This is a genomic window from Janthinobacterium amylolyticum, from assembly GCF_051380655.1.
Classification (GTDB): domain Bacteria; phylum Pseudomonadota; class Gammaproteobacteria; order Burkholderiales; family Burkholderiaceae_D; genus Janthinobacterium.
This window is the reverse complement of sequence record NZ_JBNYXL010000012.1, coordinates 210,583-228,711: the sequence shown is the minus strand read 5'-3', so window position 1 is coordinate 228,711 and position 18,129 is coordinate 210,583. Positions and strand designations below refer to the sequence as shown.

Sequence of the window (18,129 nt, the reverse complement as noted above, 5' to 3'; positions counted from 1 at the left end):
GGCACCGTCATTGCTGACGGGTCGCTCACTCAAAAAACTGACAGGCTACTTCCGAAGAAGTATCCTATTTCATTATTTCTTGTGAACATTTGATATTTTAAGTATTACGACAATCCGAAGATCATCGCTGCACTTACATCAAATGCTCACACTTATCGACTGTTAATTGTTAAAGAACTGTATTCGGTTACTGCTTTCGCGCTATCGACAAAGCGTTGTGTTTGTCAGCTGCGAAGAAGGAAGAGTATGAAGCATTTCGCTAAATCCGTCAACACCTTCTTTTTACTACCCAGCCCCTGAAGGCTGCCCCGTTTGTGCCGCAAACTAGTGCGCCTCATCGGGGAGGCGAACTATAGCCAAGTCCTGGCCAGGAAGCAAGCTTTATCCTGAGAAATCCTCATGTGCAGCGTAAAATGGCTGTTTTCCCTCGATCTCTGCCGTCATGACCATCCTGCTCTCCACCTTGAACGCCCGCTACACCCACGCTTCGCTGGGATTGCGCTATCTGCTGGCCAATATGGGCCCGCTGCAGGCGCAAACGCGGTTGCAGGAATTCGTCATCGGCACCAAGACCACGGAACTGGTCGAGCGCATCCTGGCGAACAAGCCGCGCATCATCGGTTTTGGCGTATATATATGGAACGTCGAGGAAACCACGAAATTGGTGGCCATGCTCAAGCGCGTGGCGCCCGAGGTGATCATCGTGCTGGGCGGGCCGGAAGTGTCGCATGAGGCGGGCGAGCAGGAAATCGTCAGGCTGGCCGACTATCTGATTACCGGCTGGGGCGACGTCACCTTCCCCAAGCTGTGCGGCGAGATTCTCAACGGCCCGAAACCGCTGATGAAGATCCACGCGGGCGTGCAAGCGCCGCTGGCCGAATTGCAACTGCCCTACTCTCTCTATACAGACGACGACATTCGCCACCGCACGATTTACGTGGAAGCGTCGCGCGGCTGCCCGTTCAAATGTGAATTCTGCCTGTCGGCGCTGGACAAGACGGCCTGGCCCTTTGCGCTGGAGAACTTCCTGGCCGAGATGGAATCGCTGCATGCGCGCGGCGCGCGCCTGTTCAAGTTCGTCGACCGCACTTTCAACCTGAATATCAAGACCAGTTTGAAAATCATGCAGTTCTTCCTCGACAAGATCGAGGCAAATCCCGATGATCCGATCTACGCCCACTTCGAACTGGTGCCCGACCACCTTCCCGACGCCTTGAAGGAAGGCATCAGCAAGTTCCCGCCCGGCGCGCTGCAGTTCGAGATCGGCATCCAGAGTTTCAATCCAGACGTGCAAGCGCTGGTCAGCCGCAAGCAGGACAATCAAAAGGCGGCAGATAACATCCGCTGGCTGTGCGAGGAGTCGAACGCCCACTTGCACGTGGACTTGATCGCAGGCTTGCCGGGCGAGGATGAAGCCAGCTTTGCAGCTGGCTTCAACAAGCTGGTGGCCTTGAAACCGCATGAAATCCAGTTCGGCATCTTAAAACGACTGCGCGGCACGCCCATCATCCGCCACACGGAGAACTTCGGCATGGTGTTCGATCCGCACCCGCCCTACACCATCCTGGCGAACAAGCAGCTCGATTTCATGAGCATGCAGCGCCTGGTGCGCTTTGCCCGCTACTGGGATCTTGTCGCCAACTCGGGCCGCTTTGCCAACACGGTGCAATGGATGCTGGGCGACGCGCCGTTTGAAAACTTCATGGATTTTTCGAACTGGCTGTACGCGCACACGGACGCCACCCACCGCATCGCCATGGAACGCCTGGCCAAGCTGGTGGCGCAATGGCTGCAGACGCGCGGCATGAGCGCTGCGGAAGCGAACGCTCTCGTGGCCAGCGACTATGCGGGCGGCGCGCAGGCGGCGGCCCATGCCAAGCCTGCCGAAGTGAGCACTGGCAACGCCAGGGTGCGCCCGGAAGTCGCCCTGCCGCAGCGTCAGGCGCGCCACCTGGCCTCCTGACGGGCCGGCGATTGAACATCGGTGGCGGTCTGCGCCATTCTCCCTTAAACTGACACGATGCCGACTGTACAATCGCCGAAACTGACCCTCTCCCAGACCAGCTCCCAACAGGGAGCCACCGTGACCGCCAGCGGCACCTGGCAAGTGCACGCGCTCGCGCATGACAATGCGATCAAGGCCATCGAGGCCCAGCTCAAGCCGCTGCAGGGCGATGCCGCCACGCACTGGGACCTGTCGCAGATCGACAGCATGGACCATATCGGCGCCCAGTTGTTCTGGAATGCCTGGGGCAAGCAGCGCCCCGCGCAGCTGACCCTGGCGCCATCGCTGGAAGAGTTTTTCCGGCGTATCGAAGAAACGGGCCCGCTGGAAACGCCGCCCTCGCGCGCCAACCGCCTCACGCCCGTGATGAAACTGGGCATGGCCATCCTGCTGTTTTTCGAGCATTTAAAAGGTTTTATCGCCCTGGTGGGCCAGGTGACGCAGGATATCGGCCGCTTCGCGCGCCATCCCATGCGCGGACCGTGGCGTGAAATTTCCGCCAATATCTTCCATGCGGGCTTCCAGGCGCTGGGCATTACGGCCCTGGTCGGCTTTTTGATCGGCGTGGTGCTGTCATATTTGTCCGCGCAGCAACTGCGCGCCTTTGGCGGCGACATTTATCTGGTCAACCTGCTGGGCATGAGCATCATCCGCGAACTCGGCCCCCTGCTGGCGGCCATCCTGGTGGCCGGCCGCTCCGGCTCGTCCATCACGGCGCAGCTGGGCGTCATGCGCGTCACGGAAGAGCTCGACGCCATGCTGGTGATGGGTATTTCGCACGGTTTCCGCCTGATCATGCCGAAAGTGCTGGCCCTGGCCATTTCCATGCCCCTGCTCGTCATCTGGACGGACACGGCCGCGCTGATCGGCGGCATGGTGGCGGCCAAGGTGGAACTGAACCTGTCGGCACGCTACTTCATCCAGAAGCTGCCCGACGCCGTGCCCCTGGCCAACTACATGATCGGCCTGGGCAAGGGCGTGATCTTCGGCATGCTGATCGCCCTCGTCTCCTGCCACTTCGGCCTGCGCATCAAGGCCAACACGGAAAGCCTGGGGCGCGGCACCACCACGGCCGTCGTCACGGCCATCACCGTGGTGATCCTGGCCGACGCCGTGTTCGCCATCGTCTTTAATGGAGTGGGCTACTGATGGCGGACAACGATATCGCTTGCAGCACCAGCCAGGAAGGCCAGTTCAACCTGCATGGCAGCGCACCCGTGGTGGAAATCACCAATCTGTGGACCAAGTTCGGCCGCACTGTCGTGCACCAGGACTTGAACCTGGAAATCGAACGGGGCGAGATCCTCTCCATCGTCGGCGGCTCCGGCACCGGCAAGACCGTGCTGCTGCGCCAGATGCTGGGCCTGGAACATCCGGCGCGCGGCTGCGTCAAAGTCTTTGGCGAAGATATCAACCAGGCAAGTTCCGACCAGCTGCAGCAATTGCGCAACCACTGGGGCATGCTGTTCCAGCAGGGCGCGCTGTATTCCGCCCTGACCGTGTTCGACAATGTAGCGCAACCGATGCGCGAATTGCGCGTGCTGCCCGAAGCGCTGATACACGACGCGGTATTATTAAAGATGAACATGGTGGGGCTGGGCCCGGAACATGCGCTGAAGATGCCATCGGACTTGTCCGGCGGCATGATCAAGCGCGTGGCCCTGGCGCGCGCCCTGGCGCTGGAACCGAAGCTGCTTTTCCTCGACGAGCCGACGGCGGGCCTGGACCCGGATTTATCGGAAAGCTTTGTCGCCCTGATCCAGTCGCTGCACCGCGAGCTGGGCTTGACGGTGGTCATGGTCACGCATGACCTCGACACGCTGTTCGCCCTGTCCACGCGCATCGCCGTGCTGGCGGCCAAGCACGTGATCGCCATCGGCCCCACGCGCGAGGTGATCGAAGTTGACCACCCGTTCATCAAGCAATTTTTCCTCGGCGACCGCGGCAAGCGCGCGCTGGCCGTGCTGGACGAAAAACAGGCGGCAGACGCGGCCGCACAGCCAGGCGACAGCGCCGGCACAGACAAGAAAGCGGAGAAGTAATGGAAAACAGATCACATGCCCTGATGACGGGATTCTTTACCCTTACCCTGCTGGTGGCGGCCATTCTGTTCGGCGTCTGGTTCAACCGCGACCGCGTGGAACGGGTGCCATACCTGCTGGCCACCACCCTTTCCGTGCCGGGCCTGAACCCGCAAGCCACCGTGCGCTACCGTGGCCTGGAAGTAGGCAAGGTCGACGCCATCGATTTCGATACGCAAAAAGCGGGGCAAATCCTCGTGCATATCAGTGTTGCGCCCGATACGCCCGTCACCAACACCACCTTTGCCACCCTCGGCTATCAGGGCGTGACGGGCATCGCCTACATCCAGCTCGATGACGAGCACGTAGGCTCGAAGCTGCTGGGCACCAGCAAGGACAGGCCGGCCCTGATCCCCCTGCGCGCCGGCTTGCTGGACCAGCTGGAAAAGCGCGGCAAGCGCATCCTCGACCAGGCCGAGCAGATCACCAACAAGGTGAATAACCTGCTCAGCCCCGACAACCAGGCAGCCATGCTGGGCGCCTTCAACGAAGTGGGCAAGGCCGCCAAGGCCTTTGGCGAGATTCCGAAACAGCTGGAACCGACCCTGGCGCAATTGCCGCAGCTGACCGATGAAACACGCAAGAGCCTGGCCGCTGTCAAGGAAGCGAGCAACAATGTGACGCAACTGTCGCAAACCTGGAAAAAGCTGGGCAACGATATCCAGGCGCCCGGTGGCGTGCTCGACAAGGTCAATGGCACGGTCGACAAAGTGGGTAGCTCGGTGGAAACGGTCGCCAATGGCGTCTCGCTGGAAGTCTTGCCACAGGTAATCGAGCTGAGCGGCGAAGCGCGTTCCTCGATGCGCGCCCTGAAAACCACCATGAGCACGCTCAATGAACAGCCGCAGAGCATCTTGTTCGGCGCCCCAGACATTCCGCCCGGCCCGGGCGAGCCCGGTTTTTCGGCGCCAGGCAAATAAGGAGAACACCGCATGCCTATCCCACGCAATCTCACCGTACTCATGCTGGCCAGCGCTTTCCTGCTGGGCGGCTGCGCCAGCCGCGGCCCCGTGCCCACCTTTTATGATTTCGGCCCGGCGGCGCCCATGGCGGCTGCACCAGCGTCCACGCCGGCCGTGCCCGTGCTGGTGATCGCCGAGGCGAATGGCCCGTCCTGGCTGGACAGCCAGCGCATGTATTACCGTTTGCTGTACGCCGATGCGCAGCAATCGCGGCCCTATGCTTACAACCGCTGGAACACGCCACCGCTGCAACTGCTGAGCCAACGCCTGAAGACGCGCGTGGCGCAAAACGGCGTGAAGGTACTCTCGACCACGGACGCGGCCGCCGGCGTGCCCCTGCTGCGCATCGACGTCGACGATTTCTCGCAAAATTTCGATACGCAGAGCCGCAGCAGCGGCCATGTGTCGCTGCGCGCCTCGCTGTTCCACGGCCACCGGCTGATCGACCAGAAAACCTTCAGCCGCAGCGGACCGGCCGGCAGCGCCGATGCGCAAGGCGGCGCGCAGGCGCTGGCGGCCGCCTCGGATGCCATCGCCGCCGACCTGCTCACCTGGCTGGGCACGCTGAATCTGCCGAAAGAGTGACCGCAGCACGATGAGCGACCCCGTAGCCCCCGCCAGCCCGCCAGCACCGCTGGCGCCGCCGCGTTCTTCCCCCGTCTCGCGCGCGACCCTGCTCGCCTACGTTTTCCTGATCGTGTATGCCAGCTGGTTTCCGTTCACGGGCTGGCACAGCAATGGGCTGTCGCCGCTGACCTTCCTGGAAAACACGCGCATGCCCCGCTACTGGACGGGCTTTGACGTCGGCATCAACGTCGTCGGCTACATCCCGCTGGGCGCGCTGATCGTGTATTCGCTGTTTCCACGCATCACGGGTTTCTTTGCCGTCATTGTCGCCAGCCTGTGCGGCATGTTGATTTCCGGCAGCATGGAAGCCGTGCAAACCTATCTGCCCAGCCGGGTTTCATCCAATCTCGACTTTTACACGAATTCGGCCGGCGGCTGCATCGGCGCCATCATCGGCGCCCTGACTGCGCGCAAGCTGCTCGACCATAGCCATCTGTACCGCTTGCGCCAGCGCTGGTTTGCCCAGCATGCCAGCCAGGGCCTGGTACTGGTGGCCCTGTGGCCGCTGGCGCAAATCTATCCGCAAGGCTATCTGTTCGGCCTGGGCCAGCTGCTGCCCATCCTGTCGGACTGGGCTTCCACCCTGATGGGCATGGAAATCGACCTGGCCGCCTATCTGCGGCCCGATGCCATATTGACGGTCGAACAATACTGGCTGTCGGAAACCATCATCACGGCCTGCGGCATGACAGGTGCCGTGCTCACCTTGCTGTGCCTGCTGCGCCGCGCCGCGCCCCGCGCCGTGCTGATGCTGGCCCTGGTCGCGGCCGCCCTGATCGTGCGCTCGATGGCCAGCGCGCTGCTGTTCTCGCCGCAAAATGCCTTCGTCTGGATCACGCCGGGCGCCCAGGGCGGCTTCCTGATCGGCCTGATCATGCTCGGCGGCCTGGCGTTCGCGCCGCACGTGGCGCAGCGGCGCATCGCCGCCGCCACTTTGCTGCTGAGCCTGGTGATGGTGAATACGACGCCGATCAATCCCTATTTCATGTCGACCCTGCAAGGCTGGGTACAAGGCAAGTTCCTGAACTTTAATGGCGCGGCGCAATTTTTGGCACTGCTGTGGCCCTTCATGGCCCTGTGGTTCCTGTGCCTGCCGTCGCACCGCCTGAACCGGCAGGATGATGTGCCGCGCCAGCGTCGCGAAGACCATCCATAAGCGCTATCATGGCGCATTAATGTCTTGAACAGCAGGAGAGCAGCATGAGCGACGCACCCTATTTTGAACGCCACGTTTTTTTCTGCATGAATAAACGTGAAGACGGCCGCAACAGCTGCGGCGACCATGGCGCGGAAGCGGCGCAAAAGCATTGCAAGCGCCGCATCAAGGAACTCGACATGAATGGCGCGGGCAAGATCCGCATCAACCAGGCCGGCTGCATGGACCGCTGCGAAGAAGGCCCGCTGCTGGTGATCTACCCGGAAGCGACCTGGTACACCTATGTCGACACCAGCGATATCGACGAAATCATCGATACGCACCTGGTCGGCGGCAAGGTGGTCGAACGCCTCAAGATTTAAGCCGCATCGTTAATCTCAACGCTTTAACCTCAAATTAAGCCTAAGCCACCAGTATGAGCATCATGAACAGAAACTCGGAAAAATTTACCCTCGCCGGCCATGCAGGCAGCATGGAAGGCTTGCTCGATTTCCCGGCAGACACCCCGCGCGGCATCGCCCTCGTTGCCCATCCGCATCCGCTGTATGGCGGCACGATGGACAACAAGGTCACGCAAACCCTGGCGCGCGCATTTGTCGCGCTCGGTTATGTGGTGGCGCGCATCAACTTCCGCGGCGTCGGCGCCTCGCAAGGTGTACACGACCATGGCGTGGGCGAGACGGATGACATGCAGCTGCTGTACGAACACATGCGCAGCCTGTACCCGGGCTTGCCCGTCGCCTTGTCCGGTTTCTCGTTCGGCACCTTTGTCCAATCGAAATTGCAGGAGCGCCTGGCTGCCGCCGGCACGCCCGTCGAGCGCCTGGCGCTGATCGGCAGCGCGGCGGGCAAATGGGCCATGGCCGACATTCCGGCCGACACCATCTTGATCCACGGCGAACTGGACGACACCATTCCCCTGTCCGCCGTCTTTGACTGGGCCCGTCCACAAGACATTCCCGTGATCGTCATCCCCGGCGCCGACCACTTTTTCCACCGCAAGCTCAATCACATCAAGAACCTCGTGATTGCGCTGTGGCATGGTGACAAACCCGCAATTGCAGCAGATGATCATTGAAGTGTGGGCTTACTAGCGCCTCCACGGCTATAATTGATCCGTTTTTTCCACGCGGCCATGCATGCAGCAACGGCATGGCCCTCAGCCTTCATCTTTTTCTCGCAGACCAGCCTCCATGAAAAAACTTTTAGCGGCACTGGCCTCCAGTGTATTTTTCTTTTCCGCCGCCTTCGCCCAGAGCGTTCCAGCACCAACCATCGCTGCCAAATCCTGGCTGCTGCTTGACGCCACCAGTGGCCAGATCATTGCTTCGCAAGATCCGGACGCACGCATCGAACCGGCATCGTTGACCAAAATCATGACGGCTTACCTGACGTTTGCCGCCATCCGTGAAAAGAAACTGGCGCTGGATCAAAAAGTGAATGTCTCCGTGCGCGCATGGAAAGTCGATTCGAGCAGCTCGAAAATGTTCATCGACCCGGCCACGCCCGTCTCGATCGACGACTTGCTGCATGGCTTGATGATTCAGTCGGGTAACGACGCGGCCGTGGCACTGGCAGAAGCCGTTGCCGGCGATGAAGGCACGTTTGTCGTGCTGATGAACCGCGAAGCCCAGCGCATGGGTCTGAAAAACACGCGTTTTGGCAATCCGCATGGCTTGCCTAGCCCGGATAACTATTCTACGGCGCAAGATTTGTCCGTGCTGGCGCAGCGCGTGATCGCCGACTATCCGGAATTCTACAAAATCGATTCCATCAAGAGTTTTACGTACAACAAGATTACCCAGCCTAACCGCAACCGCCTGCTGTGGCTGGACCCAACCGTGGACGGCATGAAAACGGGCCACACGGAAGCGGCCGGCTATTGCATGATCGCCTCGGCCCGTCGTCCGGGCGGCTCCGGCGAGCGACGCCTGATCTCCGTGGTGCTGGGCACCTCGTCCGACCAGGCACGTACGCAGGAAAGCCAGAAGCTGCTGAACTGGGGCTTCCAGAACTTCGATACGGTCAAGCTGTACTCGAAAGGCCAGGCCGTGGCCACGCCCGAAGTGTGGAAAGGCTCGAAGGGCACCGTGAAAATCGGTTTCGCCCGCGATGTGCTCGTCACCGTACCAAAAGGCACGGCCGCGAAAATGAAACCTGTGCTGGAACGCAAGGACCCGCTGGTCGCACCGCTGGCTGAAAACGCACCTGTTGGCAAACTGAAAATGGTTGTCGACGGCAAGACCCTGCTGGAACTGCCGGTCGTGGCCCTGGAAACCATCAACCAGGCCACCATCTTCGGCCGCGCGTGGGATTCCATGCGCCTGTGGATGAAATAAGCAGTCAGCGTACCTGTAAAAAATGCCCGCAGTTGCTGCGGGCATTTTTTTCGCCTGCCGCTTTACCCCGCTGGCGCATGCCGCAGGAGTCCCGCCGCCGCTTTCTCCGCAGCATGCTCCGGCACTGGCTATAATCGTGGCGTCTTCCTCCACATACCACCAGAAAGCCAGCCCATGAGCCATGTGTTTCCCGCCAGCCTGCAAGCGCCGCGCAGCCGTTTAAGCGCCAACGGTCCCGAACTGTCGCGCATCGTCGCCGGCATGTGGCGCATCGGCGAATGGAATATGTCGGCGCAGCAGCGCCTGGCGTTCATCGAGCAGTGCCTGACGCTGGGCGTGTCGAGCTTTGACCACGCCGATATCTATGGCGACTACAGCGCGGAAGGCTTGTTCGGCGAAGCGCTGGCCCTGCAGCCAGGCTTGCGCGACAAGATGGAGCTGGTCAGCAAGTGCGGCATCAAGCTGCTCTCGCCGCACCGTCCCGGCCACGCCATCCAGCATTACGACACGAGCGCGGCGCACATCACCAGTTCCGTGGAACACACCTTGCGCCAGCTGCAGACGGACCGCCTGGACTTGCTGCTGATCCACCGTCCCGATCCGCTGATGGATTTCGACGCGATCGCCGGCGCCTTCACGCAATTGAAAGCGGCGGGCAAGGTGCTGCACTTCGGCGTGTCGAACTTCAGCCGCCACCAGTTCGAGTGCCTGCACCGCCGCTTCCCGCTGGTGACGAACCAGGTCGAGTTTTCTCCGCTGCACGTGGCGCCCCTGTTCGACGAAACCTTCGACGGCTTGCAGGACGTGGGGGTGGTGCCAATGATCTGGTCGCCGCTGGCCGGCGGCCGGCTGTTCCAGGGCGGCGATGCGAATGTGGAGAATTTGCGCAATGTCATCAAGCAGATCGCCGACCAGCTGCAGCGTCCGTTCGCCAGCGTGGTATTTGCGTGGATCATGCAATTGCCTTGCCGGCCCCTGCCGCTGACGGGCACGGGCCGCATCGAAGCCGTGGGCGTGGCCGTGGAAGGCACGCAATTTTCGCTCAGCCGCAGCGACTGGTTCGCCATCCTGCGCGCCGCGCGCGGGCACGAGGTGGCTTAGTCGATCTCGTCGGGGTCGTTGAATACCTGTGGCAAGGCAATTCCACGCCAGCCCAGGTACCACGCCAGGTTGAGCAACAGGGTGACGGCGATGTAGACGGCGAAGAACAGCGCAAAGAAACTGGTCTTCAGCCATACCAGCAAGGCGATGGCGACGATCAGCACCAGCAGCGCGGCCAGGCTTTTCTTTTGCTTGGAGCTGGGGAAGCGCAAGGTCGACACCATCAGGCTGCCCACACCGACGAGCAGCAGCATCAGCAGATAGCTGTGCAGCATCGAGTCGATGGGTGCCGGCCAGGCCACCACCACGGCCGCCACGCAGGCGGCCCCGGCCGTGATCGGCATGCCGACAAAGTACAGCGGGTCAGTGCGCCCGACATTCACATTGAAACGGGCCAGGCGCATGGCGCCGCAGGCAACAAAGAAGAAGCTGGCCATGCCGCCAAAGCGCAGCAGCAACGGATCGTGTACGCCCATCTGCACGAAACCATAGCAATACAACAATACCGCCGGCGCGCAGCCGAAATTCATCACGTCGGCGATGGAGTCAAGCTGCACGCCGAACTGCGAGCTGGTGCCCGTCAGCCGCGCCACATAGCCGTCCAGCGCGTCAAACACGCCGGCCAGGACCAGCAGCGCGGCGGCCAGGCGGTACGCATCGGCGTCGCCAACCGTGGCGTTATCGACAGCAATGACGATGCTGGCAAAGCCGCAAGCGATCGACATCAAGGTCACCATGCTGGGCAAGGCGTATTTGGCGCGCTGCAGGCGCGACTTGGGCAAGGTGTTCAAATTATCGGCAATCAAAGAAATCGGGAATAAAACAGCGCGGCGGCAAACGATGCACTATCCTCATTCTACCCTGTACGGCGGCGGCACCGTCCACGCACGAGCGCAGCACTTATCTTTTCAATGATGCTCTACAGCATATAAAAATGCCTTAGAATCGCTGACAGGGCGGTATGGCGGCCCCAACAACTTTATACAGGAGTCAGCTTGATTGCCTCGTCCTTGCGTTGGAAACACTACCTCCCCGCCCTTCTGATCACTGCATTGCTGAGCGCCTGCGGCGGTGGCGGCAGTGATAACGGCAACAGCAATGCGTCCAATACCTCGACACCCGCCGGGCAGCTGACCCAGGAACCGGGCGCACCCGTCCTCAGCAACAATATCGCCACGGATGGCTTCAACTGGTTCAATTACCGGCGCAGCCAGATCGGCCTGTCGGCCATGGCGCGCAATAGCCTGATCGATAACGCGGCGCTCGGCCATTCCAACTATCTGAACAGCAATAATACGGTGGCGCACGAGCAAGTGCTGGGCAAGCCCGGCTTTACGGGCGTCAAGCTGGGCGACCGCATGGCCAAGGCCGGCTATGTCGTCACCTCGCTGCAGGGCGAAGTCATCGCCGGCGCGGCGAACACCTCGGGCTTCTATCTGGCCGAAGAGCTGATCACGGCCATCTACCACCGCTTCGTCATTTTCGAGCCGCTGTTCAAGGAAGGCGGCGCGGGCGCGGCCGTCAATGGCAGCGGCTATGCCTATTTCACCACCGACCTGGCCGGCAACAGCAGCTATGGCCCCGCATTGCCTGCCGGACAACTCGTCACCTATCCCTTCAGCGGCCAGGTCAAGGTCGCCACCAGCTTTTCCAGCAACAACGAATCGCCCGATCCCGTGCCGAACCAGGACGTGGTCGGCTACCCGATCAGCGTGCATGCCAATTACGGCACGACCATCAGCGTGACGGCCTTCAGCGTGCGCCAGCGCGGCGCCGGCACGGACCTGACGGTACGCCTGCTCAAAAGCGACAACGATGTGCACACACCCGTGTCTGCCGCGTCGATCATTCCGCTGGCGACCTTGAACCCGGGCACCACCTATGACGTGAGTTTCATCGGCAAAGTCAATGGCGCCGACGTCACGCGCACCTGGTCATTCACGACGCGCTAGACGGGCAAGGCATGGCAAGCGGGCGCGGCATCGAAGAAGACTGGATGTAAAATAACTGTTCCTGCTTGACTGCCATTGACACGTTTTAGGGCCTCGCGATACCAGGCATGATGAAACCACACGCCACTTGCGATGATGACGCCGCCGTCGCGGCATCCGACATGGTCCGTATTCTCGACGTCGAGAACGGACTGGGCCGCATCATGGGCGACCGCATCCTGTACCTGAAAATCCTGCGCCGTTTCCTGCACGACCACGGCACCACGCCGTGCCAGATCCGCGCCGAGTTCGACACCGGCAACTATGCATCCGCGCGCCTGAAGGCGCACACCCTGAAAGGCGCGGCCGGCATGATCGGCGCGCGCCATGTGCATCACTTGTCGGCAACCCTGGAAGCGGCACTGCGCGCGCAAGCGCCCGACCTGGCGCAGCAAATGCTGCAACTGGAACTGGCCCAGGATCAATTGCTCGGCGCGGTCAGCAGCATGCTGGGCACGCCGGAAGAAACCCATACCGCCGCGCAGGACATGGCGCCCGATCCGGCCGCGCCCGCCATCCAGCTGCTGCTGGCGCGCCTGGCCAGCCATTTGCGCGAAGGCGACGGTGCCGCCATCGACATCCTGGAAAACTCGGCCAGCCTGCTGGCCGCCAGCCTGGGCGTGAATGTCTACCAGGAAGTGGCCGCCGCCGCGCATGAATTCGATTTCGACGGCGCCCTGGCAGCACTGCTGCGGCGCCGCTGATACCAAGCTCAGGAGTTGTAGTGCGCCTCTTCCGCATAGGCCATGCCGCAACTCTTGCCGCAAAAGCGGCGCACGGCGTCGAGAGGCTTATCGCAATACCAACACGCACCCTTGGGCTGCAAGGAGGCGATCAATTCCGGCATGGCCGGCAATGGCCGCGCCACCACCTCTGTCCCGCCCTCCACGACATCCGGCTGTTTGCTGTCCATGGCGCTTCCTTTCCAAGCGGCACTTCAAGGCCGCTCAGCAAGATTACGTCAGCGCAGTTTGGACTCCATGACATTTCTCAACCACGCGGAGGCTAGCGGGACTTGCGGTAGCTGCGCACCGCATCGTTGGCGTGCTCATCGATGATTTTTTGCAGCCGCGGCTGCTTGGCATACCTGGCGGCCAGGCGCTTCCATTGCCGCTGTGCCTGGCCGCAGGAATCGTCCACGGCGGCGATGATCTCGCGCTGGCGCGCCCTGTCATTGTCATCCCATTCGCCCGCGAAATGCTCGCACATTTGCGCATGCTCAATGAACTTGGCCACGTCGGGCGGCAGCTTTTCCTGGGCCGGAGCCAGCAGGGGAAGGCCACTGAACAGCAGAGCAAGCAGCAGCTTCATCGAACCTCCTTATTTGCCGATGCAGAAACGGCTGAAGATCACGCCCAGCAGATCATCGGGCGAGAATTCCCCCGTGATGCTCGACAGTTGCACCTGCGCCAGGCGCAGCTCTTCGGCGAACAGGTCCAGCGACTGGTCGTCCTGTGCCGCATGCTGGGCGGCGATGTCCAGGTGCTTGCCGGCCGATTTCAAGGCGATCAAATGGCGTTCGCGCGCCAGGTACAGCGATTCACCCGTCTGCTGCCAGCCGGCGATGCGCAACAGTTCGGCGCGCAGCAAGTCGATGCCGATATGCTCGTGGGCCGACAGGTAGACGTGGGTCGCGTCCGGCAAACTGTCAACACTGGGCTTGTGGCCGGACAGGTCAATCTTGTTCCACACGCGCACCACCGGCACGCCCTCGGGGAAGGCGGCGACGATGGTTTCGTCGGCCAGGGTCGGGCCGTGGTCGGCGTCGAGCAGGTGCAGGATCACGTCGGCCTTGCCGATTTCGCCCCAGGTGCGTTCGATGCCGATGCGCTCGACGGCATCGATGGTGTCGCCCGCGCTGCGGATGCCGGCCGTGTCGATGATGTTGAGCGGAATGCCTTCGATCTGGATGGTTTCGCTGACCTTGTCACGCGTGGTCCCGGCGATCGGCGTGACGATGGCCACGTCGGCGCCGGCCAGCGCGTTCAGCAGCGACGATTTACCCACGTTGGGCTGGCCCGCCAGCACGACATTGAGGCCTTCGCGCAGCAGCGCGCCCTGCGCCGCCTGCGCAAACACTTTGTTTAACGCTTCGATGACGGCTTTCAATTGACCGCGCGCATTCGATTTTTCCAGGAAATCGATTTCTTCTTCCGGGAAATCCAGGGTCGCTTCGACCAGCATGCGCAGCCCCGTCACCTGCTCCACCAGCGCGTGGATGGTATTGGAAAACGCGCCCGACAGCGACTGCGAAGCGGACTTGGCCGCCGCTTCCGTCGAGGCGTCGATCAGGTCGGCCACGGCTTCCGCCTGCGCCAGATCCAGCTTGTCGTTCAGGAAGGCGCGGCGCGTGAATTCGCCCGGCTCGGCCAGGCGCAAGCCGCTGTCACGGCCCGCTTCGAGCACGCGCGCCAGCAGCAGTTGCAGCACCACGGGGCCGCCATGGCCCTGCAGTTCCAGCACGTCCTCGCCCGTGTACGAGTGCGGGCCATTGAAATGGATGGCGATGCCCTGGTCGATGATGGCGCCATCGGCTTCCGTAAATGGCAGGTAGGTGGCGTGGCGCGGTTTCAGTTGCTGCGCGCCGAACAGGGCCGTCATCAGCGGAGCGAGATTTTTGCCGGAGGCGCGTACCACGCCGATGCCGCCGCGTCCTGGTGCGGTGGCGATGGCGGCGATAGGGGAAGAGTCGAGTTTCATGGAGATATTGTAATAGGTACGGCAAGGGAAGGTGCAGCAACGTAGGTCGGCTTAGCGCGCAGCGCGTAAGCCGACGCAGCACACGCTGGCGATAGTGCCGGATGAGGCGTGGCCTTGCCACGCTAATGCGACCTACAAGAATTAAAAAGCCCGCGCGAGGCGGGCTTTCTGGTCGCTGGCCGGACTTACTTGACGGCAGGCGCGTATTTCTTGGTGATCACCCATTGCTGGCCGATCGACAGGACGTTGTTGACGACCCAGTAGAGTACCAAGCCCGACGGGAAGAAGAAGAACATCACCGAAAATGCCAGTGGCATGAACAGCATCATCTTCGCTTGCATCGGATCGGCCGGGGCCGGGTTCAGCTTGGTCGTGATGTACATCGAGATCGCGTACAGCACGGGCAGGATGCACCATGGATCATGCTGGGCCAGGTCGGTGATCCAGCCAATCCATGGCGCGCCGCGGATTTCCACGGAGGCGTTCAGCACCCAGTACAGGGCGATAAAGACCGGCATCTGGATCAGGATCGGCAGACAGCCGCCCAGCGGATTGATTTTTTCCGTCTTGTACAGCTCCATCGTGGCCTGGTTCATCTTTTGCGGATCGCCCTTGAAGCGTTCGCGGATGGCTTGCATCTTCGGCGTGACCAGCTTCATCTTGGCCATGCTGCGGTAGCCGGCGGCCGACAGCGGGAAGAACAGCAGCTTGATCAGGATCGTGAAGGCGATGATGGTCCAGCCCCAGTTGCCCAGTACGCTGTGAATCTGTTCCATGACCCAGAACATCGGCTTGGCGATGATGGTCAGCCAGCCGTAATCCTTCACCAGTTCCAGGCCAGGCGAGACGTTTTCCAGCAGGTGCGCGATTTGCGGACCCGAGTACAGCTTGCTGTCCATACTGGCTGAAGCGCCTGGCGCCAGGGTAGGCAATGGCAGCACGTTGCCGATGGCGTACAGATTGGTGCCGACCTTCTTCGTGAAGATGTCGCGCTTGGCATTTTCAGGCGGAACGAAAGCCGAGACGAAGAAGTGTTGCGAGATGGCGAACCAGCCGCCATTGGCCGTCTGCGGATGCAGCGCCTTCATGGCATTGTCGTTGCCCTTCTTCTCGTCTTCCACGGCGGCTTTTTCGATTTTCTCGAACGTCAGCTTCTGGTACTTGTCCTGTGGCGTGTACAGGGTCGGACCGGTGAAGCTGCTGTTGAAGAAGGAATCACCGACCGGCTTGTTGCCGTCATGCGTCAGCTGCAGATACAGCTGCGGCGTGACAGGGGCCGCGCCCACGTTGGCCACGTCATGGCGCACGTCGATCACATAGTCGCCGCGCTTGAAGGTAAACGTCTTGGTCAGCTTGACGCCGCCTTCGACCGCTTCCATTACCAGTTGCACTTGCTTGCCATCGCCCAGGGTGCGTACGCCAGGCTGTACCGTGAAGCCGCTTGCGTGCGTCGGGAAAGGACCGCCGACCAGGCCCGACTGCGCCAGGTAGGTGTGGTTCGCGCCTTCGTCGAACAGCACTTCATTTTGCTTGCCGTCATCGGGCTGGCACCATTTGAACAGGCCGAAGCAGCCGCCAAACCAGCCTGGATTGCCAGCACCCTTGAATTTCAGCAATTCCAGACGCTTGACCTGGCCGCCCAGGGTGTCGATATCGACCTTGATGACGTCGGTGGTGATGGTGATCACTTCGCGCTTGAAGGCGGCGGGATCGGCAGCATCACCGGGCACGGCAGGCACGCCCGCTGCGCCATTCGCCGCCAGGGCAGCCGTCTTGGCCGGGGTCGCAGGCGCCTTGGCGGTTTGTTCCGTGTTCGCGGAGAACATCGACGGCTTGCCGTTCGAGATCATCCATTCGTTCCAGAGAATTACCAGCGAGACGGAAAACACGATCCACAGGATGGTACGTTTATTGATATCCATTAGGGTATTTGTCAGGAGTGGTTGCAACCGCAAGCGGTCGTTGAAGATTGTTTAGCATCGGCCGGCGGTACCGGGTCGACGCCCCCTTCATTCCAGGGGTGGCAGCGGCACACGCGCTTGGCAGCCAGCAGGCTGCCCTTGGCGGCGCCGTGCACGCGCAACGCTTCCATCGCGTAATGCGAACAGCTCGGATAGAAGCGGCAATTCTGTCCCAGCACGGGGCTGATCAGCAACTGATAAGCACGCAACAGTAACAGCAGCAGGGTTTTCATGGCGCAGATGGTGGCTGTGGAGCAACAGAACGGGCCTGGGCGGCGATTTGCCCCGCGAACAGGCGGCTCAATTCTTCACGCAGCTCGGCTTTGAGCCTGCTCGTGGTGGCCGGACCATCCTTGCTGTTGACGGCGCGCGACAGGCGCACCACACAGTCGACCGGCGGCAGCGCGCTGTTGCGAAACAGCTCGCGCGTCACGCGCTTGATCGTGTTGCGGGTCGCCGCGCGCGGCGCGAAACGCTTGGCCACAACGACGCCCAGCCGCGCATGCGGCAATTGATTGTGTCGGGTGTACAGCACAAAATGCGCTGTTTTTTGCGAAGGGCGCAAACGAAAAACGGATGAAAATTCATCCGTTTTAACGATACGCCGAAAGCGCGCGAAGTCGTGTGAACCTTCGCGTTGATTGCCGACTGGAGTACAGCTAGCCACGCGATCAGCTGTCAACGACAAGCCTAGACGGCCAGACGTTTGCGGCCTTTTGCGCGACGTGCGTTGAGCACATCACGGCCACCACGGGTAGCCATACGAGCGCGGAAGCCGTGCGTACGCTTGCGGCGAACGACGGAAGGTTGGTAAGTACGTTTCATGTTGGTCTCGCTAAAAACAAAAAAAATGCAAAATCGGGTCTGACGTCCCGTCAGTTTTTGGTGCCAATGACAATCGCGCACTTATGCCAAGGCACAAGCTGGCCAATCTCATCGCCCGCTTGAACGCGTACCAAATCTACTACGCGGAGCGATTTGCGGCCTACGGTGCTCACTGTGCATTCGCACAGTTGCGCGCCTCAGCCACAACTCGTCACCGCTCGCTACGATTTGGTACTGCGTCGTTAATCCACGCTTAGTCCATATTGTCGTTCCAAATGAATAAACACGGAATACGGGCGGGGAACCCTGAATTATTCAGCATATGCCCCCCTCTTGTCAAGGATTGCCGTGATCGCCTGGAAATTTGCGCAGCGCGCCCCA

Annotated in this window: 20 protein-coding genes; 12 read left to right on the top strand and 8 right to left on the bottom strand. The window is 61.3% G+C overall.

What is annotated here, in order from left to right; genetic code table 11:
- The first annotated feature begins 442 nt into the window (after positions 1–442).
- The 10 genes from ACQ4WR_RS24275 to ACQ4WR_RS24230 all read left to right on the top strand — a co-directional run bounded on the left by ACQ4WR_RS24275 (position 443) and on the right by ACQ4WR_RS24230 (position 10,271).
- The gene (locus ACQ4WR_RS24275) at positions 443–1,963 is read left to right on the top strand and encodes a B12-binding domain-containing radical SAM protein (protein WP_436490413.1); all 1,521 of its coding nucleotides are present in this window, start codon (positions 443–445) and stop codon (positions 1,961–1,963) included.
- A 57-nt stretch (positions 1,964–2,020) separates the two neighbouring features.
- Positions 2,021–3,154, top strand: coding sequence for an MlaE family ABC transporter permease (locus ACQ4WR_RS24270; protein WP_436490411.1), 1,134 nt, complete (start codon positions 2,021–2,023; stop codon positions 3,152–3,154).
- On the top strand, positions 3,154–4,047 hold the full coding sequence (locus ACQ4WR_RS24265) for an ABC transporter ATP-binding protein (RefSeq protein ID WP_102293758.1): 894 nt from the start codon (positions 3,154–3,156) through the stop codon (positions 4,045–4,047). Before ACQ4WR_RS24270 ends, ACQ4WR_RS24265 begins: the two co-directional genes overlap by 1 nt.
- The gene (locus ACQ4WR_RS24260; protein ID WP_102293759.1) at positions 4,047–5,006 is read left to right on the top strand and encodes an MlaD family protein; all 960 of its coding nucleotides are present in this window, start codon (positions 4,047–4,049) and stop codon (positions 5,004–5,006) included. Before ACQ4WR_RS24265 ends, ACQ4WR_RS24260 begins: the two co-directional genes overlap by 1 nt.
- 12 nt (positions 5,007–5,018) lie before the next feature.
- Positions 5,019–5,633: an ABC-type transport auxiliary lipoprotein family protein gene (locus ACQ4WR_RS24255; protein ID WP_436490408.1), complete on the top strand. Its 615-nt coding sequence runs from the start codon at positions 5,019–5,021 to the stop codon at positions 5,631–5,633.
- A 10-nt stretch (positions 5,634–5,643) separates the two neighbouring features.
- Positions 5,644–6,831 carry a VanZ family protein gene (locus ACQ4WR_RS24250; protein WP_436490406.1) on the top strand — a complete coding sequence of 396 codons (1,188 nt, stop codon included), beginning with the start codon at positions 5,644–5,646 and terminating at the stop codon, positions 6,829–6,831.
- Between the two features lie 44 nt (positions 6,832–6,875).
- Entirely contained in the window at positions 6,876–7,193 is a 318-nt protein-coding gene (locus tag ACQ4WR_RS24245; protein WP_070310269.1) for a (2Fe-2S) ferredoxin domain-containing protein, read from the top strand.
- A 62-nt stretch (positions 7,194–7,255) separates the two neighbouring features.
- Positions 7,256–7,909 (top strand): alpha/beta hydrolase, encoded by a 654-nt coding sequence (locus ACQ4WR_RS24240; protein ID WP_436490404.1) that lies wholly within the window; start codon positions 7,256–7,258, stop codon positions 7,907–7,909.
- Between the two features lie 115 nt (positions 7,910–8,024).
- Positions 8,025–9,170 (top strand): D-alanyl-D-alanine carboxypeptidase family protein, encoded by a 1,146-nt coding sequence (locus ACQ4WR_RS24235; RefSeq protein ID WP_102293763.1) that lies wholly within the window; start codon positions 8,025–8,027, stop codon positions 9,168–9,170.
- A gap of 174 nt (positions 9,171–9,344) precedes the next feature.
- Complete coding sequence (locus ACQ4WR_RS24230; protein WP_436490402.1) at positions 9,345–10,271, top strand: aldo/keto reductase; 927 nt, start codon at positions 9,345–9,347, stop codon at positions 10,269–10,271.
- On the opposite strand, the gene pssA is transcribed toward ACQ4WR_RS24230, so the two are convergent.
- Positions 10,268–11,053, bottom strand: a complete 786-nt coding sequence (pssA, locus tag ACQ4WR_RS24225; protein WP_102293820.1) for a CDP-diacylglycerol--serine O-phosphatidyltransferase — start codon at positions 11,051–11,053, stop codon at positions 10,268–10,270. The genes ACQ4WR_RS24230 and pssA overlap by 4 nt on opposite strands.
- Positions 11,054–11,266: 213 nt before the next feature.
- Between pssA and ACQ4WR_RS24220 the strand changes: the two genes are divergently transcribed.
- A complete protein-coding gene (locus tag ACQ4WR_RS24220) occupies positions 11,267–12,223 on the top strand; it encodes a CAP domain-containing protein (protein WP_308410571.1) in 957 nt (318 codons plus the stop codon).
- 107 nt (positions 12,224–12,330) lie between these two features.
- Positions 12,331–12,966, top strand: coding sequence for an Hpt domain-containing protein (locus ACQ4WR_RS24215; protein ID WP_436490400.1), 636 nt, complete (start codon positions 12,331–12,333; stop codon positions 12,964–12,966).
- 8 nt (positions 12,967–12,974) lie between these two features.
- On the opposite strand, the gene ACQ4WR_RS24210 is transcribed toward ACQ4WR_RS24215, so the two are convergent.
- The 7 genes from ACQ4WR_RS24210 to rpmH all read right to left on the bottom strand — a co-directional run bounded on the left by ACQ4WR_RS24210 (position 12,975) and on the right by rpmH (position 17,748).
- The gene (locus ACQ4WR_RS24210; protein ID WP_436490398.1) at positions 12,975–13,175 is read right to left on the bottom strand and encodes a hypothetical protein; all 201 of its coding nucleotides are present in this window, start codon (positions 13,173–13,175) and stop codon (positions 12,975–12,977) included.
- A gap of 92 nt (positions 13,176–13,267) precedes the next feature.
- Positions 13,268–13,573, bottom strand: a complete 306-nt coding sequence (locus ACQ4WR_RS24205) for a hypothetical protein (RefSeq protein ID WP_436490396.1) — start codon at positions 13,571–13,573, stop codon at positions 13,268–13,270.
- Positions 13,574–13,582: 9 nt separating this feature from the next.
- Positions 13,583–14,962: a tRNA uridine-5-carboxymethylaminomethyl(34) synthesis GTPase MnmE gene (gene mnmE / locus ACQ4WR_RS24200; RefSeq protein ID WP_436490394.1), complete on the bottom strand. Its 1,380-nt coding sequence runs from the start codon at positions 14,960–14,962 to the stop codon at positions 13,583–13,585.
- A gap of 185 nt (positions 14,963–15,147) precedes the next feature.
- Positions 15,148–16,884: a membrane protein insertase YidC gene (gene yidC / locus ACQ4WR_RS24195; RefSeq protein WP_102293769.1), complete on the bottom strand. Its 1,737-nt coding sequence runs from the start codon at positions 16,882–16,884 to the stop codon at positions 15,148–15,150.
- An 11-nt stretch (positions 16,885–16,895) separates the two neighbouring features.
- Positions 16,896–17,156: a membrane protein insertion efficiency factor YidD gene (gene yidD, locus ACQ4WR_RS24190; RefSeq protein ID WP_102293770.1), complete on the bottom strand. Its 261-nt coding sequence runs from the start codon at positions 17,154–17,156 to the stop codon at positions 16,896–16,898.
- Positions 17,153–17,605, bottom strand: coding sequence for a ribonuclease P protein component (rnpA, locus tag ACQ4WR_RS24185; protein ID WP_258002874.1), 453 nt, complete (start codon positions 17,603–17,605; stop codon positions 17,153–17,155). Before rnpA ends, yidD begins: the two co-directional genes overlap by 4 nt.
- A gap of 8 nt (positions 17,606–17,613) precedes the next feature.
- Positions 17,614–17,748, bottom strand: a complete 135-nt coding sequence (gene rpmH / locus ACQ4WR_RS24180; protein ID WP_010401996.1) for a 50S ribosomal protein L34 — start codon at positions 17,746–17,748, stop codon at positions 17,614–17,616.
- Positions 17,749–18,129 lie beyond the last annotated feature (381 nt).